Below are 22,730 nucleotides of genomic sequence, written 5' to 3'. Positions count from 1 at the left end.
CGCAGCGGTTTTTGATTGCAACAGCGTTGCACAGAAAATCTATTGGAGCGCGCTATTGGTAATTCCGTTTCATGTCCGGGAAATGCTTCAACGCATAAAAGCACGATTTGATGCTGACCAGATACCTCAGCAGATGGCGCCAAGCGATGCAGAGTTTTCAACCTTACGCCCATCTCGCAAGCCGACCAAGGAGATGGTCGCACGATTCTGGGAAAAGTTGAAACCAACGGCCAGCGACAAGGATCAGGCACAAATTGCAGATTTGGCGGCTATCGAAGATGCCGAAACCTATGGCGCCAATATCGAGAATTTCATCGGGACGGTTAAGCTTCCAGTCGGGGTTATTGGCCCCTTACGCCTGAACGGAATGAACGCCAACGGCGACTTTCATGTCCCCCTCGCAACAACCGAGGCAGCGCTGGTCGCATCTTATGCCCGGGGCGCCTACGCCGCCACTCGGTCGGGCGGTATCAGTACCGCTGTTTTATACGAAGGCGTGCTGCGGACCCCGGCCTTTGTGTTCGATAGCCTGCTAAGAGCGGGGCAATTTGTGGATTGGGTGGTGACCAATGTTGACAGGCTCAAATCTGCGGCCGAAGCGACGACCCGTCATGGCAAGCTTGTATCGCTGGAGCCATTCATTGACACCAACGTCGTTTTCCTGATTTGCCGCTATACCACTGGTGATGCTGCAGGTCAGAACATGGTGACCATCGCCACCGACGCCCTTTGCCACGCAATCGCGGATAGCTGTCCTGTTGCGATTGAGAACTGGTATGTCGAAGGTAATTTCTCGGGCGACAAAAAGGCCTCGGCGCTGGGGTTGGTGACGGGGCGCGGGCGGAAAGTCAGCGCCTCGGTTACGCTTCCGGCTGAGATTGTCGAAAAGACACTGGGAACGACGGTCGAGGCGATGCTGGACTATGGCCGTGTCGCCAATCTGGGCGCACATTTGTCTGGCCAGTTTGGCGCACAGGCGCATTATGCCAACGGGCTGGCTGCGTTCTATATCGCAACCGGACAGGACGCGGCCTGCGTTGCCGAAAGTGCAATGGGCGTCACGCGTATGGAACCTAGGGGCGGCGATCTATTCTGCTCGGTTACGCTTCCGAATATCCTTGTCGGCTCGGTCGGCGGCGGAACCGGTTTGCCAAGCCAGGCAGCAGCGCTGAACATACTCGGTCTACGGGGCAGCGGGTGTGGCACGGCTTTGGCCGAAGTTGCTGCGGCCACGTGCTTATGCGGCGAAATCTCCATTGTCGCCGCGATTGCTGCCGGTCATTTCACCCGCGCCCATGAAAGTCTGGCCCGCCACAGATGAGCTTTCAGAACCGATTTTGGATTTACCAATCCGAGCGCTTTCCGCTTAAGAAAACCGTCCCCCTGCTGCTGGTGTTTTCCTCGGCCAGCATTTGTGTGTCTGCCCGTCTGGCAGACCGCCCCTTGCCCGAGTGGCCTGCCTTTGCCGCCGGTTTTGTGCTGGCCATGGCGCTGTTCTTCCAGATGCGGGTCTGTGACGAGTTCAAGGACGCCGAGGATGACCGACGTTACCGGCCCGACAGGCCGATCCCACGCGGATTGGTCTCACCAGGCGAAGTTTTGAGCTTGGGCTTACTGACCATTCCAATTGCACTTGCGGCTGCCTGGTTCTGGCACCCGTCGGTTTTGTGGCTGTTGGGCGCGGTTTGGATCTGGCTCGCTGCGATGACAATTGAATTCGGTGTCCCGGCCTGGCTGAAGGCCCGGCCGGTTCTGTACCTGCTCAGCCATATGGCAATCATGCCCTTGATCGATCTATTGCTGACTGGCCTCGAATGGCTGCCGGCAGGCGGCGCGGCACCCTCACTATGGCTGTTCCTGGCGTTGTCCTTTGTGAATGGCTGCGTCCTTGAGATCGGGCGGAAATTGTGGGCGCCCGAAAACGAGATTGAAGGGGTCGACACCTATTCCTCCCTATGGGGTCAGCGCCTAGCAGGACTTATCTGGATCGGCTGCGTTCTGCTATCCTACGCGCTTCTCGTCGGCACAGGACGCGCCACCGGAGTTGGCTGGCCAAGCGCCCTGATCGGCGCACTAGCGCTGGTTCCCTGCGGGGTTGCTGTATTCCACTACGGTCAGACACCCACTGAGAAAGCACAGAACAGGATGGACACTGTTTCCGGTCTGTGGGTATTTTTCTGCTATGCCACGGCTGGTTTCCTACCCTACCTGATCGGAGCCGTAGCATGACTTTCATCGTCGACCAAATGGATGCCAATGACATCTCTGTGGTTGGAGGCAAAGCGGCAGCCCTGTCGCATCTGACACAGCACGGGTTTTCCCCGCCCGCATTCTTTGTCATCACAAATGACGCGTTTCGTATGGGGCAATCGGGCCCGATCGCGCAAAAAGGCCTGCGACTGGCTGTGTCCACCGCGCTTGAAACACTCGGGTCCGGGCCTTACGCGGTACGCAGTTCTGGCCAGTCCGAAGATGGCGTGGACCACAGCCATGCAGGACAGTTCGCAACGGTCCTGAATGTTCCCGGCAAGAGTGTGATCGCGGCGGCCAAGCAGGTTTGGCAATCCGGTTTCTCATCAACGGTCGAAACCTACCGCGCGGTCAAATCCGGTGGCGAGGCCGAGGCCCCCGCAATCATCGTGCAACGCATGATCGATGCCAAAGCGGCCGGTGTCGCCTTTTCCGCCGATCCGGTCAATGGCCGGCGCGATGTGGTCGTGATCTCAGCGATTGACGGGCTTGCAGAGCAGCTTGTGTCGGGGGAAGCGGACGGAGAAGACTGGGTCATCGATGCAGATGGCGTACCGGAAAGCGCTCCTGACGCCCCTGCACATTTGACCGTCACGGAGGCGCGATCCATCGCAGCCCTCGCCCGAAAGGCCGAGGTGCTATTCGGTTCTCCTCAGGACATCGAATGGGCCATTGATGCGCAAGGGCTGCATATTCTGCAGGCCCGCCCGATCACCACGGCCCTGCGCCCTGCCCCGCTCGAAGATCAGACGCTTACCATTTTCGACAATTCCAATATCGTCGAAAGCTATCCGGGCATCGTCAGTCCGCTGACTTATTCCTTTGCCCTGCACGTGTATTCTCAGGTATATCGAGCTTTCGTTAGGCTGCTGGGCGTGTCCCGGTACACGGTCGCGCTGAACCCCACTGTGTTTGACAATTTGCTGGGGCGGGTGGACGGGCGCGCCTATTACAATCTGATCAACTGGTATCGCGCGCTGGCACTGTTGCCCGGGTTTTCACTGAACCGCGACTATATGGAAACGATGATGGGCGTTTCTGAACCGATGCCGCGTGAGGTCACGGATGCTCTTGCCCCCCCCCCCACCACCGGCTGGCGCAAGGTCGTGGAGTACGCGAAACTGGCCAAGGTTGCGGGCGGCCTGATCTGGCAGGCCATCCGCCTACCGCAGACCCGGCGTGATTTTTACCGCAGGCTGAACGACATATTACAGACGGGGCTGAACGTGGATGCCTCTAACGCGACCCAACTGGCTGCGGAATACCGGCGCATTGAAAGCACTCTGCTGGATCGGTGGGATGCCCCGCTGATCAACGATTTCCTGTGCATGATTGCCTTTGGCGGCTCGCGCAACCTGCTGCAAAAGTGGCTGGGCGAGGCCGGGTTGAGCCTGCACAACGACCTCATGATCGGGCAAGGTGATATCGTTTCGGCGGAACCCGCGCAACGCATCGCCCGGATGGGAGAGTTGGTTCGGCAGGCAGGGCTTGCCGCTCCTTTGAAGGCCAATGCACATCTGTTGGTTTTGTCAGAACACCGGCAAATCGAAGCTGAGGTTGATGCGTATCTTGAGAAGTTCGGCGACCGGTGTACGGAAGAGCTCAAGCTGGAAAGCGTTCCGTTACGCGATGACCCGACCAGTCTGTTGCTGGCCATTGCAGCCAGCGCTGAACGTCCACCTTCCGGGCGTCAGGACGGCGATGAACCGGACTGGAAGGCTCTGTTTCCGTCAAACCCACTCCAACGGTACTTCGCCAAATGGATTTTAGGCTGGACCAAGGCGCGGGTGCGCGACCGTGAAAACCTGCGCTTTGAACGCACGCGCATATTTGGTTATGCGCGGCGCGTGTTTCTGGGCATCGGCCGCGAATTCGCTGCCCGTGACCTGCTTTCATCGCCAAAGGATGTATTCTTCCTGACAACACATGAAGTTCTCGGAGCAGTCGAAGGTTATAGCCTGTCACCTGATCTGAAAGGCATCGTTGCGCAGCGCAAACTGGAAGACGAAGCCTCGTCCCGACGCCCAGATCCGCCGGAACGCATCGAAATCCGTGGCCCCGCCATCGCCCCGGTTTGGTCCGAGAACGCAGAAGCGGAGGCGGACACTGCACGGATGAAGCACGGCACAGGTTGTTCTGCAGGTCAGATCAAGGCGCGCGCGCGCGTGATCCGCGACCCGCGCACCGAGGCCTTAAACCCCGGAGATATACTCGTGGCGCGCCACACCGATCCGGGCTGGATCGCCGTATTCTCGAACGCATCCGCCATCGTCGTCGAACGGGGGTCTCTGTTGTCACATTCTGCGATTGTCGCACGCGAACTGGGTATCCCCTGCGTGGTTGGCTTGAAAGGCGCAACCAACTGGATCGAAGATGGTGAGATGATCCGGGTCGACGGGGCAAGCGGCGCGGTGGAGCGGTGCGATGGATAGCAGTGAGATTGAGAAAAAGGCGGATTTCGACCATATCCGCTATGCCCAACTGTGGGAAGACGCGGATGTTCTCACCTCCGCCCTGGGCGATTGTGCGGGCAAGACATTGGTCTCCATCTGCTCTGCCGGGGATAATGCGCTGGCAATGCTGACACTCGATCCCGCGCGCATTGTCGTTCTGGATCTTTCACCGGCCCAGATCGCCTGCCTTAAGCTCAGGATCGCGGCCTTTAAAGTGCTGACCCATCCCGAATTCATTGAACTCACCGGCTCGCGGCGAAGTAGCCGACGGGGCGCATTGCTGAACCAGGTTTTGGAAGCCACAGATGCCGAAACGCGCGCTCTCTGGCGGACTCTGATCACGGAAGTCGAAAAACACGGCATCGGTGGCGTCGGCAAGTTCGAGCGCTATTTTCGCATCTTTCGAACTTGGTTACTGCCTCTTGTGCATTCACGCCGAACGATTGACGCAGTGTTTGTTCCCCGCTCGCCCGCAGAGCGACAGTCGTTCTTCGACACACGGTTCAACACGGTGCGATGGCGTCTTTTGCTGAACATCTTCTTCTCTCGCCTCGTCATGGGTCGCATGGGCCGGGACAGTGCGTTTTTCGACCATGTCGAGGGTAGCCCGGCCCAACATGTCGCCCGCCGCATCCGTCATGCGGGAGTCACCACCGATCCCTCGCAAAATCCCTATCTGCACTGGATTCTCAAAGGCGATCATGGCGACGCGCTGCCGATGGCGTGGCGTTCCGAGCATTATGAGACAATCCGATCCCGGTTGGATCGTCTCGACATCCGCCTTGGATCGCTTGAGGCTTTTGTGTCGACCGACGAAAAAGCCAGAGGATTCAACCTGTCCGACATCTTCGAGTACATGTCGCCCGAGACCTTCCATCAGGTTTACGGGTCGATCCTGACCGCTGCAGAGCCAAATGCCCGACTAGTCTATTGGAACATGATGGCACCCCGGAGGGTTCCGCCGGAATTCAGAAACAAGGTTGAAACCCTGACCGACATCGAAACACAGCAGAAGGCCCGCGACATGGCATTCTTCTATTCGGATTTCGTCGTCGAAGAGTTTCAACCGTGACTGTTATTGGGCAGATTCTGCTGGCGGCGGGGTCGGTGCTGGCTCTGGTCGGCGTAATGATGATTATACGCAATCTGGCTAATACAGCGGGCCTGAAACCCGAAGTGCAGCGCAAGCTTATGCATGTCAGCACCGGCCTCTTTGCGTTGTTGCTGCCCTGGTTGTTTCCCGATCGCTGGCCGGTTTACATGCTGATTGCGGCCACAATCCTGGTGATGCTGGTGCTGCGCCTGCCTCGTTTTTCGTCGGGTCTGGGTGCAACTTTGCATGGTGTGGATCGTACGTCCTACGGCGACTTTCTGCTCGCCCTGTCAGTTGGGCTTTGCTTTCTGCTAGCCGGGGAAAACACGCTGTTCTACATACTGCCAATCGCCGTTCTGACACTCGCGGATGCAGCCGCTGCGCTTGCCGGGACCACGTATGGAACCAAACGCTACGTGGTAGAAGATGGCGACAAGAGCTTAGAAGGATCAGTGGTGTTTTTTGTCGTAACACTATTGGTTGCGATCATCTGCTTTTTGTTCTTATCGAAACTCCCGCCATCTAACATCATGATGTTGTGCCTTATGGTTGCGGCTTTTGGTACATTAGTCGAGGCACAAAGCTGGCGCGGGTTTGACAACCTGTTCCTGCCGCTTGGCTTGTTGATTTTCCTAAACGGCCACTATTTCAGCTCTTTGGCAGAGCTCGCGCTGTTGGCCGCCATGTTCTTTGCCGCCCTTGCCAGTTTCGGCGTAGTGGGAACCAAACTGGGCCTGACCAAACATGCGACCCGTGTCTATGTTGTCGCGGTTTTTTTGCTGCTGGCCGCCGCAAAGCTGCAGAACACAGTACTGCCGATCATGGTTCTTGCCGCACATGGCTGGGCGCGTACCGCTTCTCCTAGTGACAGTAAGTACCCCGATCTGGATATCATAGCCGCCTTGGGGCTTTTGGGATTTGGTTGGCTTGCGGTGGGAAATGCAACGGGATGGGATGCAGTTTCCTTTTTTGGGCTCAGTGCGATGGGGCTGGCTATGGGCCTCGCTGCTGTGGCGCTGCGTCCCATTCCTGTTGTTATACCACTTGCTGCGGCTGTCCTTTATTTCATTCGAACTTGGGCTGTTTCCCAGAATTCTGAACAGTCGAACTGGGCCGAGCCGCTGACGGTACTGGCCCTGCTCTCATTAGCTTGTTCAGTCGCAGCGCCGTTGCTCCGACCACATTGGTTCGAAAAAGATAGGGTGCTCAGGCTGACGCTGTTGGCCCTCGCGCCGCCGTTGCTTTACTACGTTTGGATCGTTGCTGGATCGCTAAGTGCTGGGTTCTTTGCCGGAGTTTTTTCATGACCAATGAGATCATCAGAACGGCGGATGCAAAGCTGACCGTTTATCTGAACGGTCCGATCTGGGAGGGCGCGCGCGCCGCGACCTTCGGCGATTTTTCCTGCAAAACGCCCGAAGCCGGTGCCGAAATCCTGCGCAAAGGGATCGAGAGGGTGCAAGACGCAGGCCTGGATCGCATCATCGGGCCGATGTCAGGCGATACCTGGCACAGTTACCGGTTCGTCTCGGATAGCGACGGGTCCGCTCCGTTCCTGATGGAGCCCACCAACAAACCGCATGAGCTTGAGGTGTTCCGATCCGCAGGATTCACCGAGATCAGCCGCTATTTCTCGGCTCGGGTGTCGCTGCGGACCGCCGCTGGATCAGCACCGACAGAAACCGATGGTTTTGTCGTGGAAGAATGGGATGGAACAGACCCCGAGGCCCTGTTTCGTCAGGTCTTCAAACTTTCAACCCGTGCGTTCTCAAACAACGCGTTCTACAAGCCGATTGCCGAGGCAGATTTTCTGGCCATGTATATGCCAGTTGTGCCGATGATGAAGCGCGATCTGATCCTTTTTGCGCGCCGCCATGACGGGACATTGGCCGGGTTTCTGTTTGGCATTCCCAATTATGCCGAAGGCCCCAATCCGGCATCCGCAATCCTCAAGACCTATGCAAGTCTCGAACCGGGCGCCGGACGGCATCTGGCTCACCGGTTTCACAAGGCGGCGCTCAGGATGGGGTACGAAACCGCCATTCATGCGCTGATCCATGATGACAACACCTCCGCCGAGCGCAGTGCAGCGGAAGGCGCGACAATATTCCGGCGCTATACTTTGCTTGGACGGAAGCTGAATGGCTGACCTGCTGTCCCAATTCGCCGCGGCGGTTAAACGGGTTCCTGACCGGACAGCCATAGTGGACGGCAAGGGCCGCGAGATCATCTTTCAAACCCTGCACACGCGCGTTCAGCACTTGGCAGGTCGGTGGCAGGACAAGGGTATCCAGTCAGGTGATCGCGTGTTGTTGGCCATGCCTGTCAACGCGGACCTATATGCGAGTCTGGCTGCGCTTTGGACCCTTGGCGCAACCGTTGTCTTACCAGAGCCAGCCTTGGGGCTGGCCGGTCTGCGCCACGCCGCCCGAACAACGAAGCCAAAAGCGTTCTGTGCAGCGGGTGCGTATTCTTTGCTGAAGTTTCTGGTTCCGGATCTCTGGGCCCTGCCCCTGCTGACGCCTGGTAAAAGCCGCAGTAGCCCGGTGGCGCAAAAGGTACAACCGGACGATATCGCCCTTATTTCCTTTACCTCTGGGACAACCGGCCAGCCCAAAGCCATTCCGCGCTCGCACGCGTTTTTGATGGCGCAGCACGATGCCATCGCACACCTGCTCGACAGCCGTATGGCCGAGCGCGATCTGGTGGCCTTTCCGGTGTTCACGCTGATCAATCTGGCGGCCGGGCGCACAAGTGTTCTACCCAACTGGAGGTTCAGCAAGCTGGACCGCCTGTCGACTGTGCAGTTGGAAAGCTGGCTTCAAACGCAACAGATCACCCGGGCCCTCATCCCACCATCGCTATGTGAAAAACTGGTTCAATCCGACGATACCGGTCCGTTGCACACGGTGTTCACCGGCGGCGGTCCGGTGTTTCCGAATCTTGTCGAGGCGTTGAGAACCCGGCACAGCCTGTCGGTTGTGTGCGTTTATGGGTCGACCGAGGCTGAACCGATTGCCCATCTCGACGCCGCGGATATCTCGGTGAAGGATCACCGCGACATGGCTGTTGGAAGGGGTCTTCTTGTGGGATACCCGGTGCCCGAAATCACGCTCCGCATCCGCGACAATGAAATTCAGGTCGCCGGCGCACATGTGAATGACGGGTATTTGAACCCGACCCATTCGAAGAACAACAAAATCGAAGAAGGTGGTGTCATATGGCACCGGACCGGTGACGCTGGCGCGCTGGATGATGACGGGCGTTTATGGTTATGGGGGCGCGTCGGGTCCGAAATTGAAGTCTTTTCAGGTACGCTCTTCCCCTTTGCTATCGAAGTCGCGGCACAGCGATGGCCAGGTGTAGATCGATGCGCGCTCGTCAATACCAAAGCAGGCCCCACACTTTGCGTCCAAGGTTCCGCGGATCACATCGACGATTGGACTAAATCTGCGCTTGGTTTTGGCGTTCCAAATGTGATTTCGATTAAGAACATCCCTATGGACAAGCGTCATGCCTCCAAAGTCGATCGTACGAAACTTGCACGCATCATAGAAACCTGACGCAATATGTCTCGTAGACCACTGAACCTGCCCAACTCATCGCTCCCGTCGCTGTGCGCGTTAACAGAGGACTGAGTGTAGCGACGAAGTCATTGTTTTAGAATTTCCAATCAAAACCTGCACACCTTGGTCAGGGGAAATCTGCAATTGCCAGTTACATCTGGCCGCATGAAACATATTATCGCAGATACACTGTTAGGGTGCGCCCCGGCGAACGGTTGATACCCATTTCATTGCACAAAGATGTTCAGCTTGACGCGTCATCCAAATCCGTCCCAAACCTCAAGCGTTTATAACCCAGATCTACTAGCGGGTTTTCTTCTATGCCGCTGCAAGAATCTCAATTAAGCTCACCCACACAATCACGACTAAAAACTGCGCGCTCGCGAACTTTGCTGCTCTGCATTTTAAATTGAATAAGCTGTTGTAATGCGTCGATGAACATAAAAGATTGAAATAGAGTTCTCTTGGCTCGGTAGCTTCAGATACCCAGGAGAAACGAGCATGGGGAAAGCAGATATGACAAAACCTACTTCCGCTCAAAAAAAACTCTCGGAACGGTTACCAGTTTATCTATCGTTGGCCTGTACCATATGCAGCTACCTTGTCTCCGCCGCTTCATTGCAAGCTTCTGAGCTTCCCTGGATCAAACTAGATAGAGAGGTTCAGGCGCCATCGGGTGCCAAATCACTCTGCAAAGATTATTCGTGGGCGTGCGCGAATACTCGTACTTCTGGTCTGTCAGAAGCGCGGGAGAAACAGATCGTTAAAGCGATTAACTTGCGCGTCAATCGGAGGATCCGCGCCGTTTCGGATCAAAACCAATACGGGACAAAGGAATACTGGACACTACCAATGCAGGGGTCAGGGGATTGCGAAGATTTCGCTTTGCAAAAGAAGTTTGAACTAATGCAGAACGGCCTGGATCCTACGAAGCTACTTATTGCAACTGTCTTAGACACCAATCGCAGTGGCCATGCAGTTTTAGTTTATCGCTCGAGTGAAGGCGATTTGATTCTGGACAATGTCACCAACAGGATCAAATCGTGGAAGGAAACGAGGTATCTTTTCCTACGAATACAGGACCCAAATCACCCTGATCGTTGGGTACAGGTTTCTAGCGGCTAAAAACAATGTGGCGCGCCCTCGAGACGCGCCACAATAAAATTTTGGTCCTGCGACTATTGGTTGTTTCGCGGCAACCCAAGTTTAGGACACCGCTTCAAACTTTGGTCAAGCTTTCGCAGCGTTGTACAAACGCGGAGTCACCAGACCTGTACTGTTCAAACCGCGCATCGCCTTGGCTGCCGCAAGCACTGCCAGATCAGCAATCGGCTCAATGACGATTACCAGCATATAAGCGCCGCCAAAGGACAGAACCGACGCCATGGTTTCTGCGCCGAAACCCTGGCCGTAGAAGGCCCAGAACCCAACCCATGCGACTACTCCTCCCTGATACGTCGCACTCAGCGCAAGAGCTTGGCCATATTTGAGGTCAACATATGCTGTGCCGGGTGCGATGATGCGGCTGGCCAGTGCTTGTAGCGCAAATAGCGGCACCAGCAGAGTGGTCAGGTTGATGAAGTACTGCGGAAGATCGAACGGGGCAAAAAACACACCCTGAATCAGGAGACCAGCTGCCAATCCAAAAGCCGCGGGTGCAGCACCGAGAAGCAGAAACAACGTCGACCCCAGGATGAAGTGGACTTCAGAGACACCAACCGGGAAATGCGGCAGGACTTCGAAGAAAAGGAAAACCCCAACGGTGGCGAGCACCGAGCGCATAACGAAAGATGCAGGTCCATTCGCACGCAATGTGGAAAACGTTTCTTTCGCTGCGTAAGTAGCCGCACCTGCGGCGGTAACATAGGAAAGCGCGATTTTGGCACCATTCACGATGCCCGGTTCGATATGCATGTTCTTTCTCCCTACCGCCTCACCCGGCGGCTTGTCAGGTTGAATCGACCGTAAGGCCGACAGGTTCAGTCTGGGCATAGCCCGGTGCTTTACGGCAGGTCTCCTGACTCGCGGGTGCTCGCTCCGCCAACCTTCCCGGTTCCATTACGAACCAGTGGTGTCTTGGCATCGCTCTCCGTTCACAGTTGCGGGGGCAGTTACGGAATTGGCGCCATTGAAAACACCGAACCGTATTCCCTTTTAATCCTTTTGGCTTCAGCCATCAGGAACCGAAAACAAATCACCGCTACAATGGCGGCTTCGCCTGGGTCAATTGTCTTTGCGACCTATTCTAATGTAAACTCGACCGAAGCAGGATTCACGCAACCGGTCACTTGATCGACAGGGTAAACCAAGCGTTACCTGAAACCTCTTGAAGCTCTAGCTGCTAGAGGCTTTAAGATTCGGATTAATTCGCGATAGTGCGATCCAAATACGTTAAACTTGTGAACCATGACGAGACCTATGCTTACAAGGCGCCATTTCATTCAATCCACCACAGCGCTGTTCTCGGCGTCTGTGGCCAGTCCATTGATCGCCAAAACCTGGCCAACCGCATCGCAGAAGACCTATTGGGACAGTCAGGTCACGCCAATTGGTTACGATCCAATGACCTCAAATCCGTGGGGTGTTCATGACCGTTTTTTACCAAGACGCGTCGCGGCAAATGATGGTTTGGTTCCAGGTGACATCCATGTGGATGCCGTCGCGCGCTATCTCTACCATATCGAAGAAGGCGGGACCGCAATGCGCTATGGCGTAGCGATCGCGCGCGGGAACCTTTACGAGCCCGGCACCTATGTTATCCGCCGAAAGGTCGAATGGCCACACTGGACACCAACCGCTTCAATGATCGAGCGCAACCCCGAATACGCGGAATTCCGGAATGGCATGGAGCCCGGGCCGAATAATGCTCTCGGTTCTCGTGCCCTTTATCTATACGTTGGAGACCGAGACACATATCTCAGAATTCACGGCACGCCTGAGCCAAGAAGCATCGGCGGTCGCGCAAGTTCTGGATGTGTGCGAATGATCATGGCTCATATCAATGACCTCTACCCAAACGTGAAAACCGGCTCGACCGCTTTCCTATACTCTGCCGAAGATAGCGTCACAGCCCGCTCATGAATATTGGGCAGCGTACATGGACGTCGCTGCCCTCATTTCGATCAGGCGTCGCGCGCAATGCAGATCGGAGCGCCATTCGTCGCGCGCAATGGTACCAATGTCGTCTCGACGGGTCCGCTGTGTTCATACCAAAAGCAATTGTCTTCGGGCAGGAGGCGCGCTGTGGTCAAATCCTGCGCCGGCCCTGCCAGCGCTACGACCGAATCTGGCACGTTGCCTGGTTCAAGTGCTTTGCTTTTGGCCCCGGTGAACTGGGCTGAGCAACCAGCCGTAATCGAGACTAACGTGATGGTAATGGCGATCCGTTTCTGCATTGATCTGTTCCAAATTTTTTGCGTCATCTGCAATTAGATTGCATCCACACGGCCGGCCCGCAAGACGAAATGAACTAACAATATCGCAGGCAAAGAACCCGGATGAAAAAAATATAAAAGGTATTGAAGCTATAGTTACTGTAGGAACTATTTACAAAGGACCATAGAGATTCTTGAGGTCCAATCATGTCATCCGATACCCATAGCCACGACCATGGCCACGAAAACAAACATGGTCACCACGCATGCGGTAGCGGCTGGGTGTCACAGGCCCACCGGCCGGAAGGTGCTATTGTGCGGCGCCAACTCGAACCTACATAAGCTGTAACTTTGTAAGGAGACCCAGATGCTGACGATCGGAACGCTTGGAAAAAAGACCGGAACCAAGGTTCAGACGATCCGCTACTACGAGCAGATCGGACTTATGCCGGAACCGGGGCGCACCGAAGGTGGCCAGCGGCGTTATGGCCATACCGAACTGGATCGTCTGGCTTTTATCCGTCACGCCCGCCAACTGGGGTTTTCGCTTGAGGCAATACGCGAACTGCTTGATTTGTCCGACGATCCAGATCGCCCATGTCATGAAGCTGACAGTATTGCGCGCCGACAACTCAAACAGATTGAGCAAAGAATGGCACGGCTGGAAGCGTTACGGAACGAGCTGGAGCGCATGGTGCATGAAAGCTGTGGCGGCAACACCTCGGATTGTCGTGTTCTCGAAGTTCTACGCGATCATTCCGAATGTCTTACTGATCACGAAGAAATCGGCGCGTAACCCTGAGCAGCGTCGTAGCGAACTGGAATTAGCCCCTTGAAGCTATAGTCACAATAGCAATTACAAGTCTTTTAGAGTTGATTCGACGAGAGACCAAATGCTGAACCGTGACCCGTTGCTACCATTCGCCAAGGACCGAAGCCTTGAAACGTCAGCGCCGGTCGCGGCGCGCTCCTCAACAGTTCGGTTCTGAGCATTCTTTCTCTCATACCGCCCGTTTTCGATCTCTTCCTTGGTTCCGTCGGCGTAACGCACTTACCCGACCCCGAGTTATCATCCCTGTCATCGTCACGATCATCATCCCGGTCATCGTCACGATCATCCCCGTCTTTCCCTTTGCCGCTTTTGGCAAAGGCATATGACGGTTCAAAATGTAGGCGGCCATCGTCATCAAAGGTTGGCACATAAGGCGTCGCGGCAATCAACGAAGCCAACGCCGCGGTACTTAGAAGTTGACCCAGCTTTCTTTGAATTTTCATTTTCACCTCCAATTTTGATCGTCACGCTTCATGACATTGGAGACAGGCTACTACCGGCCCGACTTTCCCACATCGGGCTTAGGTCTGACGAATTTCAAGCCGAACGTCTTAATCAGATCAGTCAAGCCAATAGATTTTTTGCAGAACCAAATGAGCAGTTTAGTGGGGATCAAGCCCGTCGCCTTTCAGCTCGTCATCAGGTTCGAGGTGAATGACAAAGACGGAACCCGGGTACAGACACTCTAGTTCTTCCTCTATGTCGTTGCATATATCGTGCGCTGCGCTGACTGGCATCGTGCCATCCACAACAAGGTGAAACTCCACGAAGATAACATTCGCGGATCTGCGCCCTTTGAGGTCATGATACTCTAAGGCTGCGCCGAGGTTTGCTTCGATTGCATTAGAAACAGTCTGCAAGTCATGTTCCGACAGGCTCACATCCATCAGGCCATCGACGGATGCCCGAATAACTTTCCAACCCTCCCACAAGATGTTCAGCGCAATAAGAATTGCCAGGATCGGGTCAAGGATCAACCAGCCGGTGACAAGCGCTAGTATCAGTCCTGCGACGACACCAACAGAAGTCATAACATCCGTAAAAATGTGGCGGGAGCTCGCTTCCAAGGCGGGCGATCCCTCGCGCCTACCTGTCCTAAGCAAGAGGTAGGCCCATGCACCGTTCACACCCGTTGCAACGATATTGACGGCAATTCCAAGCAGCGGCGCATCCTCAAGATGCGGGTTCGGGAGCGCCAGTACAGCTTCTCTGATGATCAAGAACGCCGCCAACACAATCAGCGCGCCCTCAACCACGGCTGAAAGATACTCCGCTTTTTTATGACCAAAGGGGTGGTTTTGGTCAGGGGGCTTATTGGCAACCCGAACTGCGAAATACGCCAACAAAGCCGCGACCACATTCACAGTTGATTCCATTGCGTCTGACAACAAAGCCACCGAGCCTGTCAGCCACCAAGCCAACAGTTTCAGGGCCAGTACCGCAATGGATATCGGGATAGACCAAAGAGCGATTTTTTGTGTCATTTGACCGCGACCCTCAGTCAATCATGAACAGAAACTCGGGTGATTGGTGAGCTCCGATGTTCAAAACGTAAATCAGGTGTTTGGCGAAAAGGGAATAGGTCTTACGGCATCCTAACGGCGACAGCATCTGGTCGCCAGTGCGTGGTGCCAAACGACTGTTATTCGGATGAAAGCCCGGTCGACGAAACAGGAACAGCCTTGAGATAGGCGGCAACCGCCAAACGGTCCTCATCCGTCAGCCGTGAGGTGTTCTCGATGACCTCCACCATCTCACCACCCGCACTGTCATAGTCTGGTGTAAAGCCAGATTTTAGGTATTCGGCAATGTCTGCTTCTGACCAATCAAGCTGGTCTGAGGTTAAGCCGGGGATACGACCTTTCCCGTTTGGATTTGGTGCACCCGTCAGCCAAAGGTCTCGTTTCAGGCCCCCTAAACCATTTCGCGGGGTATGGCATTCAGCACAATGACCCAGCGCCTCGACCAAATACCTGCCATGTTTTTGTTGGTCGGTCAGATCACCTTCAACCACCCAGCCTGATGACATGAACAAGAGCTTCCATCCCCCCAATCCGCGCCGAACGTTGAAGGGAAAACCTACTTCATGCGCAACACTTTCGGTTGCGGCCGCTGGCAGCGTGCCGAGGAATGCGTGTAGCGAAACCACGTCTTCGGCCGACATGTTGGCGTAAGAGGTATAGGGAAACGCTGGGAAATAGTGCTGCCCTTCGGGTCCGGTTCCATGGATCAAGGCATTGGCCAGATCCAGGGCAGACCAGGATCCGACACCAGTTTCCGGGTCACTGGAAATGTTGGGGGCAATGAACGTGCCGAATTCCGTCTCAAACCGGCGACCACCAGCGAGCACGAGCTTGTCTTCACCGACCGCATCCGGCGCTGAATGACAGGATGCGCATCCTGCCGCGTGGAACACGATTTCACCTCTGGCAAGATCTGGGTTCAAACCGTCGAGTCGTGATTGTTCCATTCGTTGAGGTCGGGTCAGAACCAAACCGGCCAACCCGACCAACACAATGACGATTGCGACAAAGAAAAGAAAGCGCCGCACCGTTAGTGCCCAATCAGTTCTTTGGAGCTCTGTATGCTTTGTGACATGCCGAACAGCTTCCGCCCAGATCGCCCATCGCTGCTTTCAGGGCATCAACATCTTGACCTGCCGCAGCCTGCATCGCAACAGCGGCGTCTGCCATGGCCTGCCCTTTTGCACCCACGTCAGGGAAGTTCTCCCAGATCGCAGGCAATGCACGGGTGGTCGGATCGGACACATTGTCAGATCCCTGGGGCCACATCGCGGATTGATCGATTTGTGTCAGTACAACAAGATTATTCGCGGCCCGAGTTGCGGCCTCGGCGTCATAATCGACCTCTCCCTTAGCCATTCCGCCCAGTGTACCAAGGTTGAAGGCATAGAGTTGCATGATTGAGGTACGAGCTTTCACAGCTGGGTTTTCACTTTCTTGGGCGATGGCTGTGCCAATGGCGGCCAATGACAAAAGACCTGCCGCGAATACTGAGAACTTCTTCTTCATGATGTGTCTCCCTGTTTAATGCTCCGAATGTTAACTTGAACGATTTTTCTTGCAATTGTTTGTTATTGGTCGTCATTTGTTAATTTATGAACAACGAAAACTGGGATGATATTCGGTACGCGCTCGCCGTAAGCAAATACGGCTCACTCAATGCAGCGGCAGCGGCACTGGGCGTCACGCATGCGACCGTGTTGCGAAGGGTGGCCGCATTCGAAGAGCGCAATAGCTGTGTGATTTTCCAGAAAAGCCCTTCGGGATACTCCGCCCTGCCCGAGGCCAGAGCAGTTCTGTCGGCTATGGAAAGCGTCGAAGATGCGGTGCTATCGGTCGAACGTGCGCTTGTAGGAGCAAACCGGTCTCCGGTAGGTCACGTACGTATCGCGTCAACTGACAGCCTTTGCCAGCTTGTTTTGCCCCAAATACTTAAAGAGATATCCCAGTTATACCCTGGCTTGGAGCTGACTTTATTGAGCGGCAACAGCCATCATGATTTATCGAGATTAACTGCGGACATCGCCGTAAGACCCTCCATAAAACTTGAAGAAGGGCTTGTTGGGGAACGCGCAGGTACGCTGTCATTTGGAGTTTTCGACGACGGCGGCACCAATCGAAAATGGTTGCGGCTTGATGGGGCATTGAGTCGTTCTCTTCCAGCAAAATGGCTTGCCGATCATGTCAGTGCGGATGAAATGACCAACGGAGCAGATAGCTTCTTAGTGCTTCAGCAGATGGCTGCATCTGGGGTGGGCAGAGCGTTTCTGCCTTTGTTCATCGGGAACGCGGACCCTCGGCTTCAGCTATCGAGCGAGATGGATCCTGGAATTGATGTTCCACTGTGGGTCGCGACACTTGATGAAATAGCACACACTCCGAGGTTTGCCATTGTACAACGAGCTTTGGTTGATCGCATAGCCAACAAAACACTCTGCCGCTGAGAACAACGGGAAGTCGCGTCCTCGCTCAGGCGGACTGTACGCTTTCAGGCCTTCAAGGGTTTCGTCCGGTGGCAGGAAGCGCGCGATCATTACGGTTACGAACGTCGCAAAAGGCGCGGCTGACCTCTAAGGCAACTCCATTGGATAAAACCGTGTCCTCAGCTTGCGTCTGCGGGCCGCAGCACTATTGCCGAATAGCATTACCTCGTCCCCAAGACAGCTTCGCTGCCTGACCTACAAATCAGCCCTGATTTTCCGAAAGGGAAGTCAGATCAAACCAAACAGTCCGTCGGAGCATGAACTGGGGGCGGTGGGTTAGTTTATGAAGCAAATGTCAAATTCAACTAATTTCTAACATTGGGGGCGTCTTCTGATGACGAACGTCCACCGCTTTTCTGGTCCAACCATGACGGTTAGATCGGGTTCGTTTGACTTTAAACAACAGGAGTGTGGTGAGACACACAGCTTCGCCATTTGATAGATATTAGCTTACTGATTTTATATGTTATTTTTCCTCAGAGGAGCGCAGACATAAACATTCGCAAGTCAAGGCATTTCCGGTTAGTCAGCGCCCTTCTTAGAATTTCTCAGGTATTCGCTGCGCCTCGACTAATGAGCAAACGCGCTTCTCGCTGACATCCACCGTGGTTTGCGCCGACTGGCGATCAGAGCCCGCACTAGGCCTTCGGCATCATCCATAGCGTTGTTCGTTTCGCAAATCGTGATGTCCAGGTCGTCTAAATTCGTTTTGTAGAGCTCCGAACAACGAGTCGTGTGGCGAGCTCTTCGGATTTAGGTGCCTGATCAGAAGCGATCCAATCGGCTAGCGCGTCTGCTGCTCGTTCACCCATCTTAGAAACAGGTAGATGCACGCTTGTCAGAGGCGGAACGGTCACGGACGAAATTGGAAGGTCGTCAACGCCCATCATAGAAATCTGGTCCGGGACCCTGATGTTTTGCGCTTGAAGACCAAGCAAAACCCCAAGCGCAACGACGTCAGATAGGCATAAAATTGCATCTGGCTTGGTGTTTAGACCGCCGAGGTGTTTTGCAACGTTTACTCCGCCCTGATGGCTGATCTCGGTTTCGAAGGTTGAAAGATTTCCAGCGAAGGGAAAGGTTGTAATGCCTGCAAGGCGAGCTCGTGTGCGATCATTGTCGTGAACCGGGCCATGTACGACAGCAATGTCACGATGTCCGAGATCTGCAAGGTGCTGCAATGCAAGTTGCGCCGCGGCTGCGTTATCATACCCGATGGTCGGCAACGGGTTTTCGGGGTCAAAGAAAGACGTAATGATTGTTGGCAGCATAGTGCGCTCGATCAGATCGAGCAGCGCGGCATTGTGTGTGGCTCCGGTGACAATCAGCCCCTCAGCTCCGATATCCAGCAGGCTTTTGGCTTTCTTGGCTTCGATATCCAGATTTGCCTCGGTGGTTGCTACGATCAGTGACAATTGGTGGTCCGACAGCTTGCGCTCTAGCGCCGCAAGAAAGCGGGCAAAGATTGCGTTGTCCAGAGTTGGGACCAATGCGCCGACAAATCTAGTGCGTCCGGAGTTGATCGCGCGCGCGGCCGCACTTGGGACAAATTTGAGGTCAGCGATGGTGGCTTGAACTTTTTCCAGAGTATCTTTCTTAACCACACTCGGTTCGTTCAACACGCGCGACACCGTCGCGACAGACACGCCCGCAGCCTTTGCTACATCTCTGAGATTTGCGCGTTTTTTAGACTCTGGGGCTTTTTGCATCGTAGGATTTGGTGTCCATTTCGCGGATTTCTGAGTAAAGAGTTGACATATGTAACTAGTTTCATCAACCTCTGTAACTAGTTACATTTTGGGAATTCAGCAGCGATATGCAGGGGTCATCCGTCTTACATGCGTTTACCAACTCGGGGTTTGACAGCCCTGGCCGCCTGTTTCCTGGGTTTCAAAACGCTTCTGACACCCGCATGCATATCCTTGCCCCACGTGAGGCTGTTCGACTGGTCGTAAAGCCCGGTGATTTGCTTTCGATAGAAGGGGTTGGTCCAGAGCAGGCACTGGATGTTGTGGCGTTCACCAATGATGGAAAGTCGGGACTGGCGGCACTGAGTTTGACTGTAACCGGGCAGGTCAAATGGGACGATTTTGACAGTACACAGCTCCTGACTTGGGTTACGGCGCATGGCGGCAGTCGGCAGGTTCCCTGTCACATGCTGGACCATATACCCGAGCCGCTGATTCTCCGCGCAGACCGCACGGTTACTGTCTGGGTGATCCGTACAACCGCGGTCACAGGGTTGATTGAAGGCAGTACGACCGGGAACATCACAGTCTTGCACAAACCAGCAATGGTCAAAGGGCCGCCTTTGCCACCTTTGCTGGGTGATACACGGGACGAATTCACCGTGCAACGCGGTAGCGCTCTGGCCTATGAACTGAAGGCTGGAGAATTTGTTCAAATCATCGACATTGAAGGCCAGCAGTGTTCTGACTTCATGGCGCTGCGAACTGATGGGCTGGATCGTGGCCAGGAATGGATGATCGATTCAACTGCCACTCGGTCGATGGTGCGCCGTGCCTATCCCGGCCCCGGCTTGCTGGACAAATTCTTTGATCGTGAGATGCGCCCGCTGTTGAATGTGGTTCAGGATACCTGCGGTCGGCATGACACATTCGGGCTAGCCTGTACCGCTCGCGGGTATGAGGAGCGAGGGTTCCCCGGCCATCTGAACTGTTCGGATAATATGTCAAATGCCTTGGCCCCTTACGGTGTTTCACAGCGGGCTGCGTGGCCTGCAATCAATTTCTTCTGGAATACATGGATCGACCCGACGAACCATCACATTCTAACCGAAGAATCCCACTCGCGTCCCGGTGACTATGTCGCCATGCGCGCGCTTGAGGATCTGGTTTGCGTCTCGACCGCCTGCCCGGACGACATTGATCCCATCAATGGCTGGAACCCGACCGATGTGCATGTACGCATCTACCGCCCCAAAACGCCCATCCGCCGTGCGGTTGCCTATCGTGAAAAGGAAGACGCGCCCATGTCGATCAGTCAGGAGTCGGCCTTTCACGACCGTCTGGCCCCGTTAACCCAGCATTTCGCACCTGCGCGCGACCTATGGGCGCCCGTCAGTTACCCTGCCCACGGCACGTTGGGTGAATACTGGGCCTGTCGCGAGGCGGTGACTGTTCAGGACATGAGCGGGCTTCGCAAATTCGATATTGTCGGCCCGGATGCCGAGGCTCTGATGCAATTGGCCACCACGCGCAATGTGGCGAAGCTATCGGTCTGGCGCGGGTCTTATACATTGATGTGTGACGAGAGCGGCTCGGTGATCGACGATGGCACCCTGTTCCGACTTGCGCCCGAAATCTTCCGTTGGTGTTGCGGCACCGAGGAAAGCGGGCGCGCGTTGCAAGAACTGGCCGATGCGCGTGGCCTGCAAGTGCGGATCCATGCGCTGCGTGGAGCAATGCCCAACCTGGCCATTCAAGGGCCAAAGTCGCGCGAACTGCTACGCAAGATCGCCTTTACGCAACCGCATGTGCCAGGCTTGGATCATCTGAAATGGTTCGGCGTCACCGTCGCGCGGCTACGTGACCGCGAGGGTGCGCCGTTTATGCTGTCACGCTCGGGGTATACCGGTGAGTTGGGGTATGAGGTCTTCTGTTCCAAATCCGACGCCGTTGCGATCTGGGATGCGGTGATGGCGGCTGGGGAAGAGTTTGGGATCACGCCAATGGGCTCGGCCGCCCTGGACATCATCCGGATAGAGGCAGGGCTGGCCGCGGCCAATGCCGAATTTGCGCCGGGTGTCGATGCCTTTGAGGCTGGTCTTGGCTTCGCCGTCGATCTGACAAAAACCGAATTCACTGGAAAAGCCGCACTGGAACGCAACCTGCGCGAGCCACGTCGGGCGCTTAAAGGGCTTTTAATCGGATGCGATGATGTGCCAGCGCACGGTGCACCCGTCTATACAGGTGAACGGCAAGTAGGAGTGGTAACGTCTGCCACCCGATCACCGACGCTGGAACACGCAATCGCAATGGCACGGTTATCCATCGAACACGCGGAAAACGGCACTCAACTTGAGATCGGTCAACTCGACGGGCGGATGAAACGCCTGCGCGCCACCGTCTCGGATATTCCATTCATAGACCCGCAACGTAAGCGGGCGCGCGCCTGAAGGCGCATGCAACTCAACGCAACGGGAGAAAGTACATGAAAAAACTGAAACTTATTGCAACCTTGACCTTTGCTTTCGGCGCAACAACGGCGATGGCACAAGAAAAGGTTATGGTGGGCGAGCCCAGCTGGCCCGGTGCCAAAATAATGAGCCGTGTGATCGGCCAGATCATTGAGACCCGCTTGGGTGGAGAAGCTGGCTATGCCCCCGGAGCAAACGCGGTGATCTTTGCCGCCATGGATGGCGGTCGTGGTGACATCGACGTACACCCGGATGTTTGGCTGCCGAACCAGTCGTCCTTTACGGATGAATATGTCGATCAGAAAGGCACCGTAGGTTTGTCCTCAGGCAGTTACGAAGGCCGCGCTGGGATTTGCGTGCCAAACTACATGGTCGAAGATCACAACATCCGTTCGATCTACGACCTGGCGACACCCGTCGCGCAAGAGCTGTTTGACTCCGATGGCGACGGCATGGGTGAGGTCTGGGTTGGTGCCTCGGGCTGGGCCTCGACCAACACGTTCAAGGTGCGGGTGCGGGATTATGGGATCGAGACATTTCTGACGCCGACCACCGAAGACGAAACCGTGTTCTATTCCCGTCTGAAAGATCAGATCGACCAGAAGAAAGGCGCGGCCTTCTACTGCTACGCGCCACACTACGTACACGCCTTATATGACGTGACCATTCTGGAAGAGCCCGAGCACGACGCGGCCACCTACAAGATGGTTCAGCCCGATCAGGATGCCGATTGGTATAACAAATCCCATGTCAGCACGGGTGAACCGGTCAAAACCGTGACAGTAGCGCATTCGAAATCGCTGGAACAGCGCAACCCGGCAGCGGCCTCTTTCCTTGCCAATATCGACATGGATGCGGGAGAGCTAAGCGGTCTGACTTATGAAGTCGTAGTCAAGGGCCGTGACACGGATGAAGTCGTAGCCGAATGGATCGCCGCCAACGGCGATATCGTCGACGGTTGGCTGGGACTGACGACCAACTAAAGCCCATGCGCCCC

At 55.3% G+C, this 22,730-nt stretch carries 20 protein-coding genes and 1 riboswitch; of the genes, 13 read left to right on the top strand and 7 right to left on the bottom strand.

Annotation, left to right across the window (positions count from 1 at the left end; translation table 11 throughout):
* Positions 1-82: 82 nt before the first annotated feature.
* From ACR0BI_RS18405 to ACR0BI_RS18370, 8 genes are all read left to right on the top strand, one after another.
* Positions 83-1,321, top strand: coding sequence for a hydroxymethylglutaryl-CoA reductase (locus ACR0BI_RS18405; protein WP_480562557.1), 1,239 nt, complete (start codon positions 83-85; stop codon positions 1,319-1,321).
* On the top strand, positions 1,318-2,229 hold the full coding sequence (locus tag ACR0BI_RS18400) for a UbiA family prenyltransferase (protein WP_480562558.1): 912 nt from the start codon (positions 1,318-1,320) through the stop codon (positions 2,227-2,229). The genes ACR0BI_RS18405 and ACR0BI_RS18400 overlap by 4 nt, the downstream gene beginning before the upstream one ends.
* Positions 2,226-4,682, top strand: a complete 2,457-nt coding sequence (locus ACR0BI_RS18395; RefSeq protein WP_170663002.1) for a PEP/pyruvate-binding domain-containing protein — start codon at positions 2,226-2,228, stop codon at positions 4,680-4,682. Before ACR0BI_RS18400 ends, ACR0BI_RS18395 begins: the two co-directional genes overlap by 4 nt.
* Positions 4,675-5,775 carry a BtaA family protein gene (locus tag ACR0BI_RS18390; RefSeq protein WP_480562559.1) on the top strand — a complete coding sequence of 367 codons (1,101 nt, stop codon included), beginning with the start codon at positions 4,675-4,677 and terminating at the stop codon, positions 5,773-5,775. The genes ACR0BI_RS18395 and ACR0BI_RS18390 overlap by 8 nt, the downstream gene beginning before the upstream one ends.
* A complete protein-coding gene (locus ACR0BI_RS18385; protein WP_480562560.1) occupies positions 5,772-7,103 on the top strand; it encodes a hypothetical protein in 1,332 nt (443 codons plus the stop codon). Before ACR0BI_RS18390 ends, ACR0BI_RS18385 begins: the two co-directional genes overlap by 4 nt.
* The gene (locus ACR0BI_RS18380) at positions 7,100-7,945 is read left to right on the top strand and encodes a hypothetical protein (protein ID WP_480562561.1); all 846 of its coding nucleotides are present in this window, start codon (positions 7,100-7,102) and stop codon (positions 7,943-7,945) included. The genes ACR0BI_RS18385 and ACR0BI_RS18380 overlap by 4 nt, the downstream gene beginning before the upstream one ends.
* Entirely contained in the window at positions 7,938-9,359 is a 1,422-nt protein-coding gene (locus tag ACR0BI_RS18375; protein ID WP_480562562.1) for an AMP-binding protein, read from the top strand. Before ACR0BI_RS18380 ends, ACR0BI_RS18375 begins: the two co-directional genes overlap by 8 nt.
* A gap of 504 nt (positions 9,360-9,863) precedes the next feature.
* On the top strand, positions 9,864-10,487 hold the full coding sequence (locus ACR0BI_RS18370; RefSeq protein WP_480562563.1) for a transglutaminase-like cysteine peptidase: 624 nt from the start codon (positions 9,864-9,866) through the stop codon (positions 10,485-10,487).
* Between the two features lie 105 nt (positions 10,488-10,592).
* Here ACR0BI_RS18370 and ACR0BI_RS18365 read toward each other — a convergent pair whose 3' ends face one another.
* Positions 10,593-11,276, bottom strand: a complete 684-nt coding sequence (locus ACR0BI_RS18365) for an energy-coupling factor ABC transporter permease (RefSeq protein ID WP_170392744.1) — start codon at positions 11,274-11,276, stop codon at positions 10,593-10,595.
* Between the two features lie 76 nt (positions 11,277-11,352).
* A riboswitch (cobalamin riboswitch) is annotated at positions 11,353-11,565 on the bottom strand.
* Positions 11,566-11,780: 215 nt separating this feature from the next.
* Here ACR0BI_RS18365 and ACR0BI_RS18360 point away from each other — a divergent pair.
* Positions 11,781-12,443, top strand: a complete 663-nt coding sequence (locus ACR0BI_RS18360) for a L,D-transpeptidase (RefSeq protein WP_170611868.1) — start codon at positions 11,781-11,783, stop codon at positions 12,441-12,443.
* Positions 12,444-12,484: 41 nt separating this feature from the next.
* Here the strand turns inward: ACR0BI_RS18360 and ACR0BI_RS18355 are convergent, their stop codons facing one another.
* Entirely contained in the window at positions 12,485-12,784 is a 300-nt protein-coding gene (locus tag ACR0BI_RS18355) for a hypothetical protein (protein WP_480537045.1), read from the bottom strand.
* 319 nt (positions 12,785-13,103) lie between these two features.
* Here ACR0BI_RS18355 and ACR0BI_RS18350 point away from each other — a divergent pair, with 319 nt between their 5' ends.
* Positions 13,104-13,532 (top strand): MerR family transcriptional regulator, encoded by a 429-nt coding sequence (locus tag ACR0BI_RS18350; RefSeq protein WP_170402534.1) that lies wholly within the window; start codon positions 13,104-13,106, stop codon positions 13,530-13,532.
* Between the two features lie 71 nt (positions 13,533-13,603).
* On the opposite strand, the gene ACR0BI_RS18345 is transcribed toward ACR0BI_RS18350, so the two are convergent.
* From ACR0BI_RS18345 to ACR0BI_RS18330, 4 genes are all read right to left on the bottom strand, one after another.
* Positions 13,604-14,011 (bottom strand): hypothetical protein, encoded by a 408-nt coding sequence (locus tag ACR0BI_RS18345; RefSeq protein WP_480562564.1) that lies wholly within the window; start codon positions 14,009-14,011, stop codon positions 13,604-13,606.
* 159 nt (positions 14,012-14,170) lie between these two features.
* Positions 14,171-15,052 carry a cation diffusion facilitator family transporter gene (locus ACR0BI_RS18340; protein ID WP_480562565.1) on the bottom strand — a complete coding sequence of 294 codons (882 nt, stop codon included), beginning with the start codon at positions 15,050-15,052 and terminating at the stop codon, positions 14,171-14,173.
* Between the two features lie 158 nt (positions 15,053-15,210).
* Positions 15,211-16,119 (bottom strand): c-type cytochrome, encoded by a 909-nt coding sequence (locus tag ACR0BI_RS18335; protein ID WP_480562566.1) that lies wholly within the window; start codon positions 16,117-16,119, stop codon positions 15,211-15,213.
* A gap of 13 nt (positions 16,120-16,132) precedes the next feature.
* The gene (locus ACR0BI_RS18330; protein WP_170402540.1) at positions 16,133-16,600 is read right to left on the bottom strand and encodes a cytochrome c; all 468 of its coding nucleotides are present in this window, start codon (positions 16,598-16,600) and stop codon (positions 16,133-16,135) included.
* 86 nt (positions 16,601-16,686) lie between these two features.
* Here ACR0BI_RS18330 and ACR0BI_RS18325 point away from each other — a divergent pair, with 86 nt between their 5' ends.
* Positions 16,687-17,535 (top strand): LysR family transcriptional regulator, encoded by an 849-nt coding sequence (locus ACR0BI_RS18325; RefSeq protein WP_170818946.1) that lies wholly within the window; start codon positions 16,687-16,689, stop codon positions 17,533-17,535.
* 737 nt (positions 17,536-18,272) lie between these two features.
* On the opposite strand, the gene ACR0BI_RS18320 is transcribed toward ACR0BI_RS18325, so the two are convergent.
* A complete protein-coding gene (locus ACR0BI_RS18320; protein WP_170392765.1) occupies positions 18,273-19,283 on the bottom strand; it encodes a LacI family DNA-binding transcriptional regulator in 1,011 nt (336 codons plus the stop codon).
* A 203-nt stretch (positions 19,284-19,486) separates the two neighbouring features.
* Here ACR0BI_RS18320 and ACR0BI_RS18315 point away from each other — a divergent pair, with 203 nt between their 5' ends.
* Together ACR0BI_RS18315 and ACR0BI_RS18310 are read left to right on the top strand one after the other, a co-directional pair.
* Positions 19,487-21,712: a DUF1989 domain-containing protein gene (locus ACR0BI_RS18315; RefSeq protein WP_480562567.1), complete on the top strand. Its 2,226-nt coding sequence runs from the start codon at positions 19,487-19,489 to the stop codon at positions 21,710-21,712.
* A gap of 35 nt (positions 21,713-21,747) precedes the next feature.
* Positions 21,748-22,716 carry an ABC transporter substrate-binding protein gene (locus ACR0BI_RS18310; RefSeq protein ID WP_170392767.1) on the top strand — a complete coding sequence of 323 codons (969 nt, stop codon included), beginning with the start codon at positions 21,748-21,750 and terminating at the stop codon, positions 22,714-22,716.
* Positions 22,717-22,730: the final 14 nt, after the last annotated feature.

The organism is Ruegeria sp. E5, from assembly GCF_056534105.1.
This window is presented reverse-complemented; position numbering and strand designations above follow the sequence as displayed.

Excerpts from the sequence above, each read along its gene's own strand:
- ACR0BI_RS18405 (WP_480562557.1), top strand. The coding sequence starts at position 83 with ATGCTTCAACGCATAAAAGCACGATTTGATGCTGACCAGATACCTCAG.
- ACR0BI_RS18400 (WP_480562558.1), top strand. The coding sequence starts at position 1,318 with ATGAGCTTTCAGAACCGATTTTGGATTTACCAATCCGAGCGCTTTCCG.
- ACR0BI_RS18395 (WP_170663002.1), top strand. The coding sequence starts at position 2,226 with ATGACTTTCATCGTCGACCAAATGGATGCCAATGACATCTCTGTGGTT.
- ACR0BI_RS18390 (WP_480562559.1), top strand. The coding sequence starts at position 4,675 with ATGGATAGCAGTGAGATTGAGAAAAAGGCGGATTTCGACCATATCCGC.
- ACR0BI_RS18380 (WP_480562561.1), top strand. The coding sequence starts at position 7,100 with ATGACCAATGAGATCATCAGAACGGCGGATGCAAAGCTGACCGTTTAT.
- ACR0BI_RS18375 (WP_480562562.1), top strand. The coding sequence starts at position 7,938 with ATGGCTGACCTGCTGTCCCAATTCGCCGCGGCGGTTAAACGGGTTCCT.
- ACR0BI_RS18370 (WP_480562563.1), top strand. The coding sequence starts at position 9,864 with ATGGGGAAAGCAGATATGACAAAACCTACTTCCGCTCAAAAAAAACTC.
- ACR0BI_RS18365 (WP_170392744.1), bottom strand. The coding sequence starts at position 11,276 with ATGCATATCGAACCGGGCATCGTGAATGGTGCCAAAATCGCGCTTTCC.
- ACR0BI_RS18360 (WP_170611868.1), top strand. The coding sequence starts at position 11,781 with ATGCTTACAAGGCGCCATTTCATTCAATCCACCACAGCGCTGTTCTCG.
- ACR0BI_RS18355 (WP_480537045.1), bottom strand. The coding sequence starts at position 12,784 with ATGACGCAAAAAATTTGGAACAGATCAATGCAGAAACGGATCGCCATT.
- ACR0BI_RS18350 (WP_170402534.1), top strand. The coding sequence starts at position 13,104 with ATGCTGACGATCGGAACGCTTGGAAAAAAGACCGGAACCAAGGTTCAG.
- ACR0BI_RS18345 (WP_480562564.1), bottom strand. The coding sequence starts at position 14,011 with ATGAAAATTCAAAGAAAGCTGGGTCAACTTCTAAGTACCGCGGCGTTG.
- ACR0BI_RS18340 (WP_480562565.1), bottom strand. The coding sequence starts at position 15,052 with ATGACACAAAAAATCGCTCTTTGGTCTATCCCGATATCCATTGCGGTA.
- ACR0BI_RS18330 (WP_170402540.1), bottom strand. The coding sequence starts at position 16,600 with ATGAAGAAGAAGTTCTCAGTATTCGCGGCAGGTCTTTTGTCATTGGCC.
- ACR0BI_RS18325 (WP_170818946.1), top strand. The coding sequence starts at position 16,687 with ATGAACAACGAAAACTGGGATGATATTCGGTACGCGCTCGCCGTAAGC.
- ACR0BI_RS18320 (WP_170392765.1), bottom strand. The coding sequence starts at position 19,283 with ATGCAAAAAGCCCCAGAGTCTAAAAAACGCGCAAATCTCAGAGATGTA.
- ACR0BI_RS18315 (WP_480562567.1), top strand. The coding sequence starts at position 19,487 with ATGCATATCCTTGCCCCACGTGAGGCTGTTCGACTGGTCGTAAAGCCC.
- ACR0BI_RS18310 (WP_170392767.1), top strand. The coding sequence starts at position 21,748 with ATGAAAAAACTGAAACTTATTGCAACCTTGACCTTTGCTTTCGGCGCA.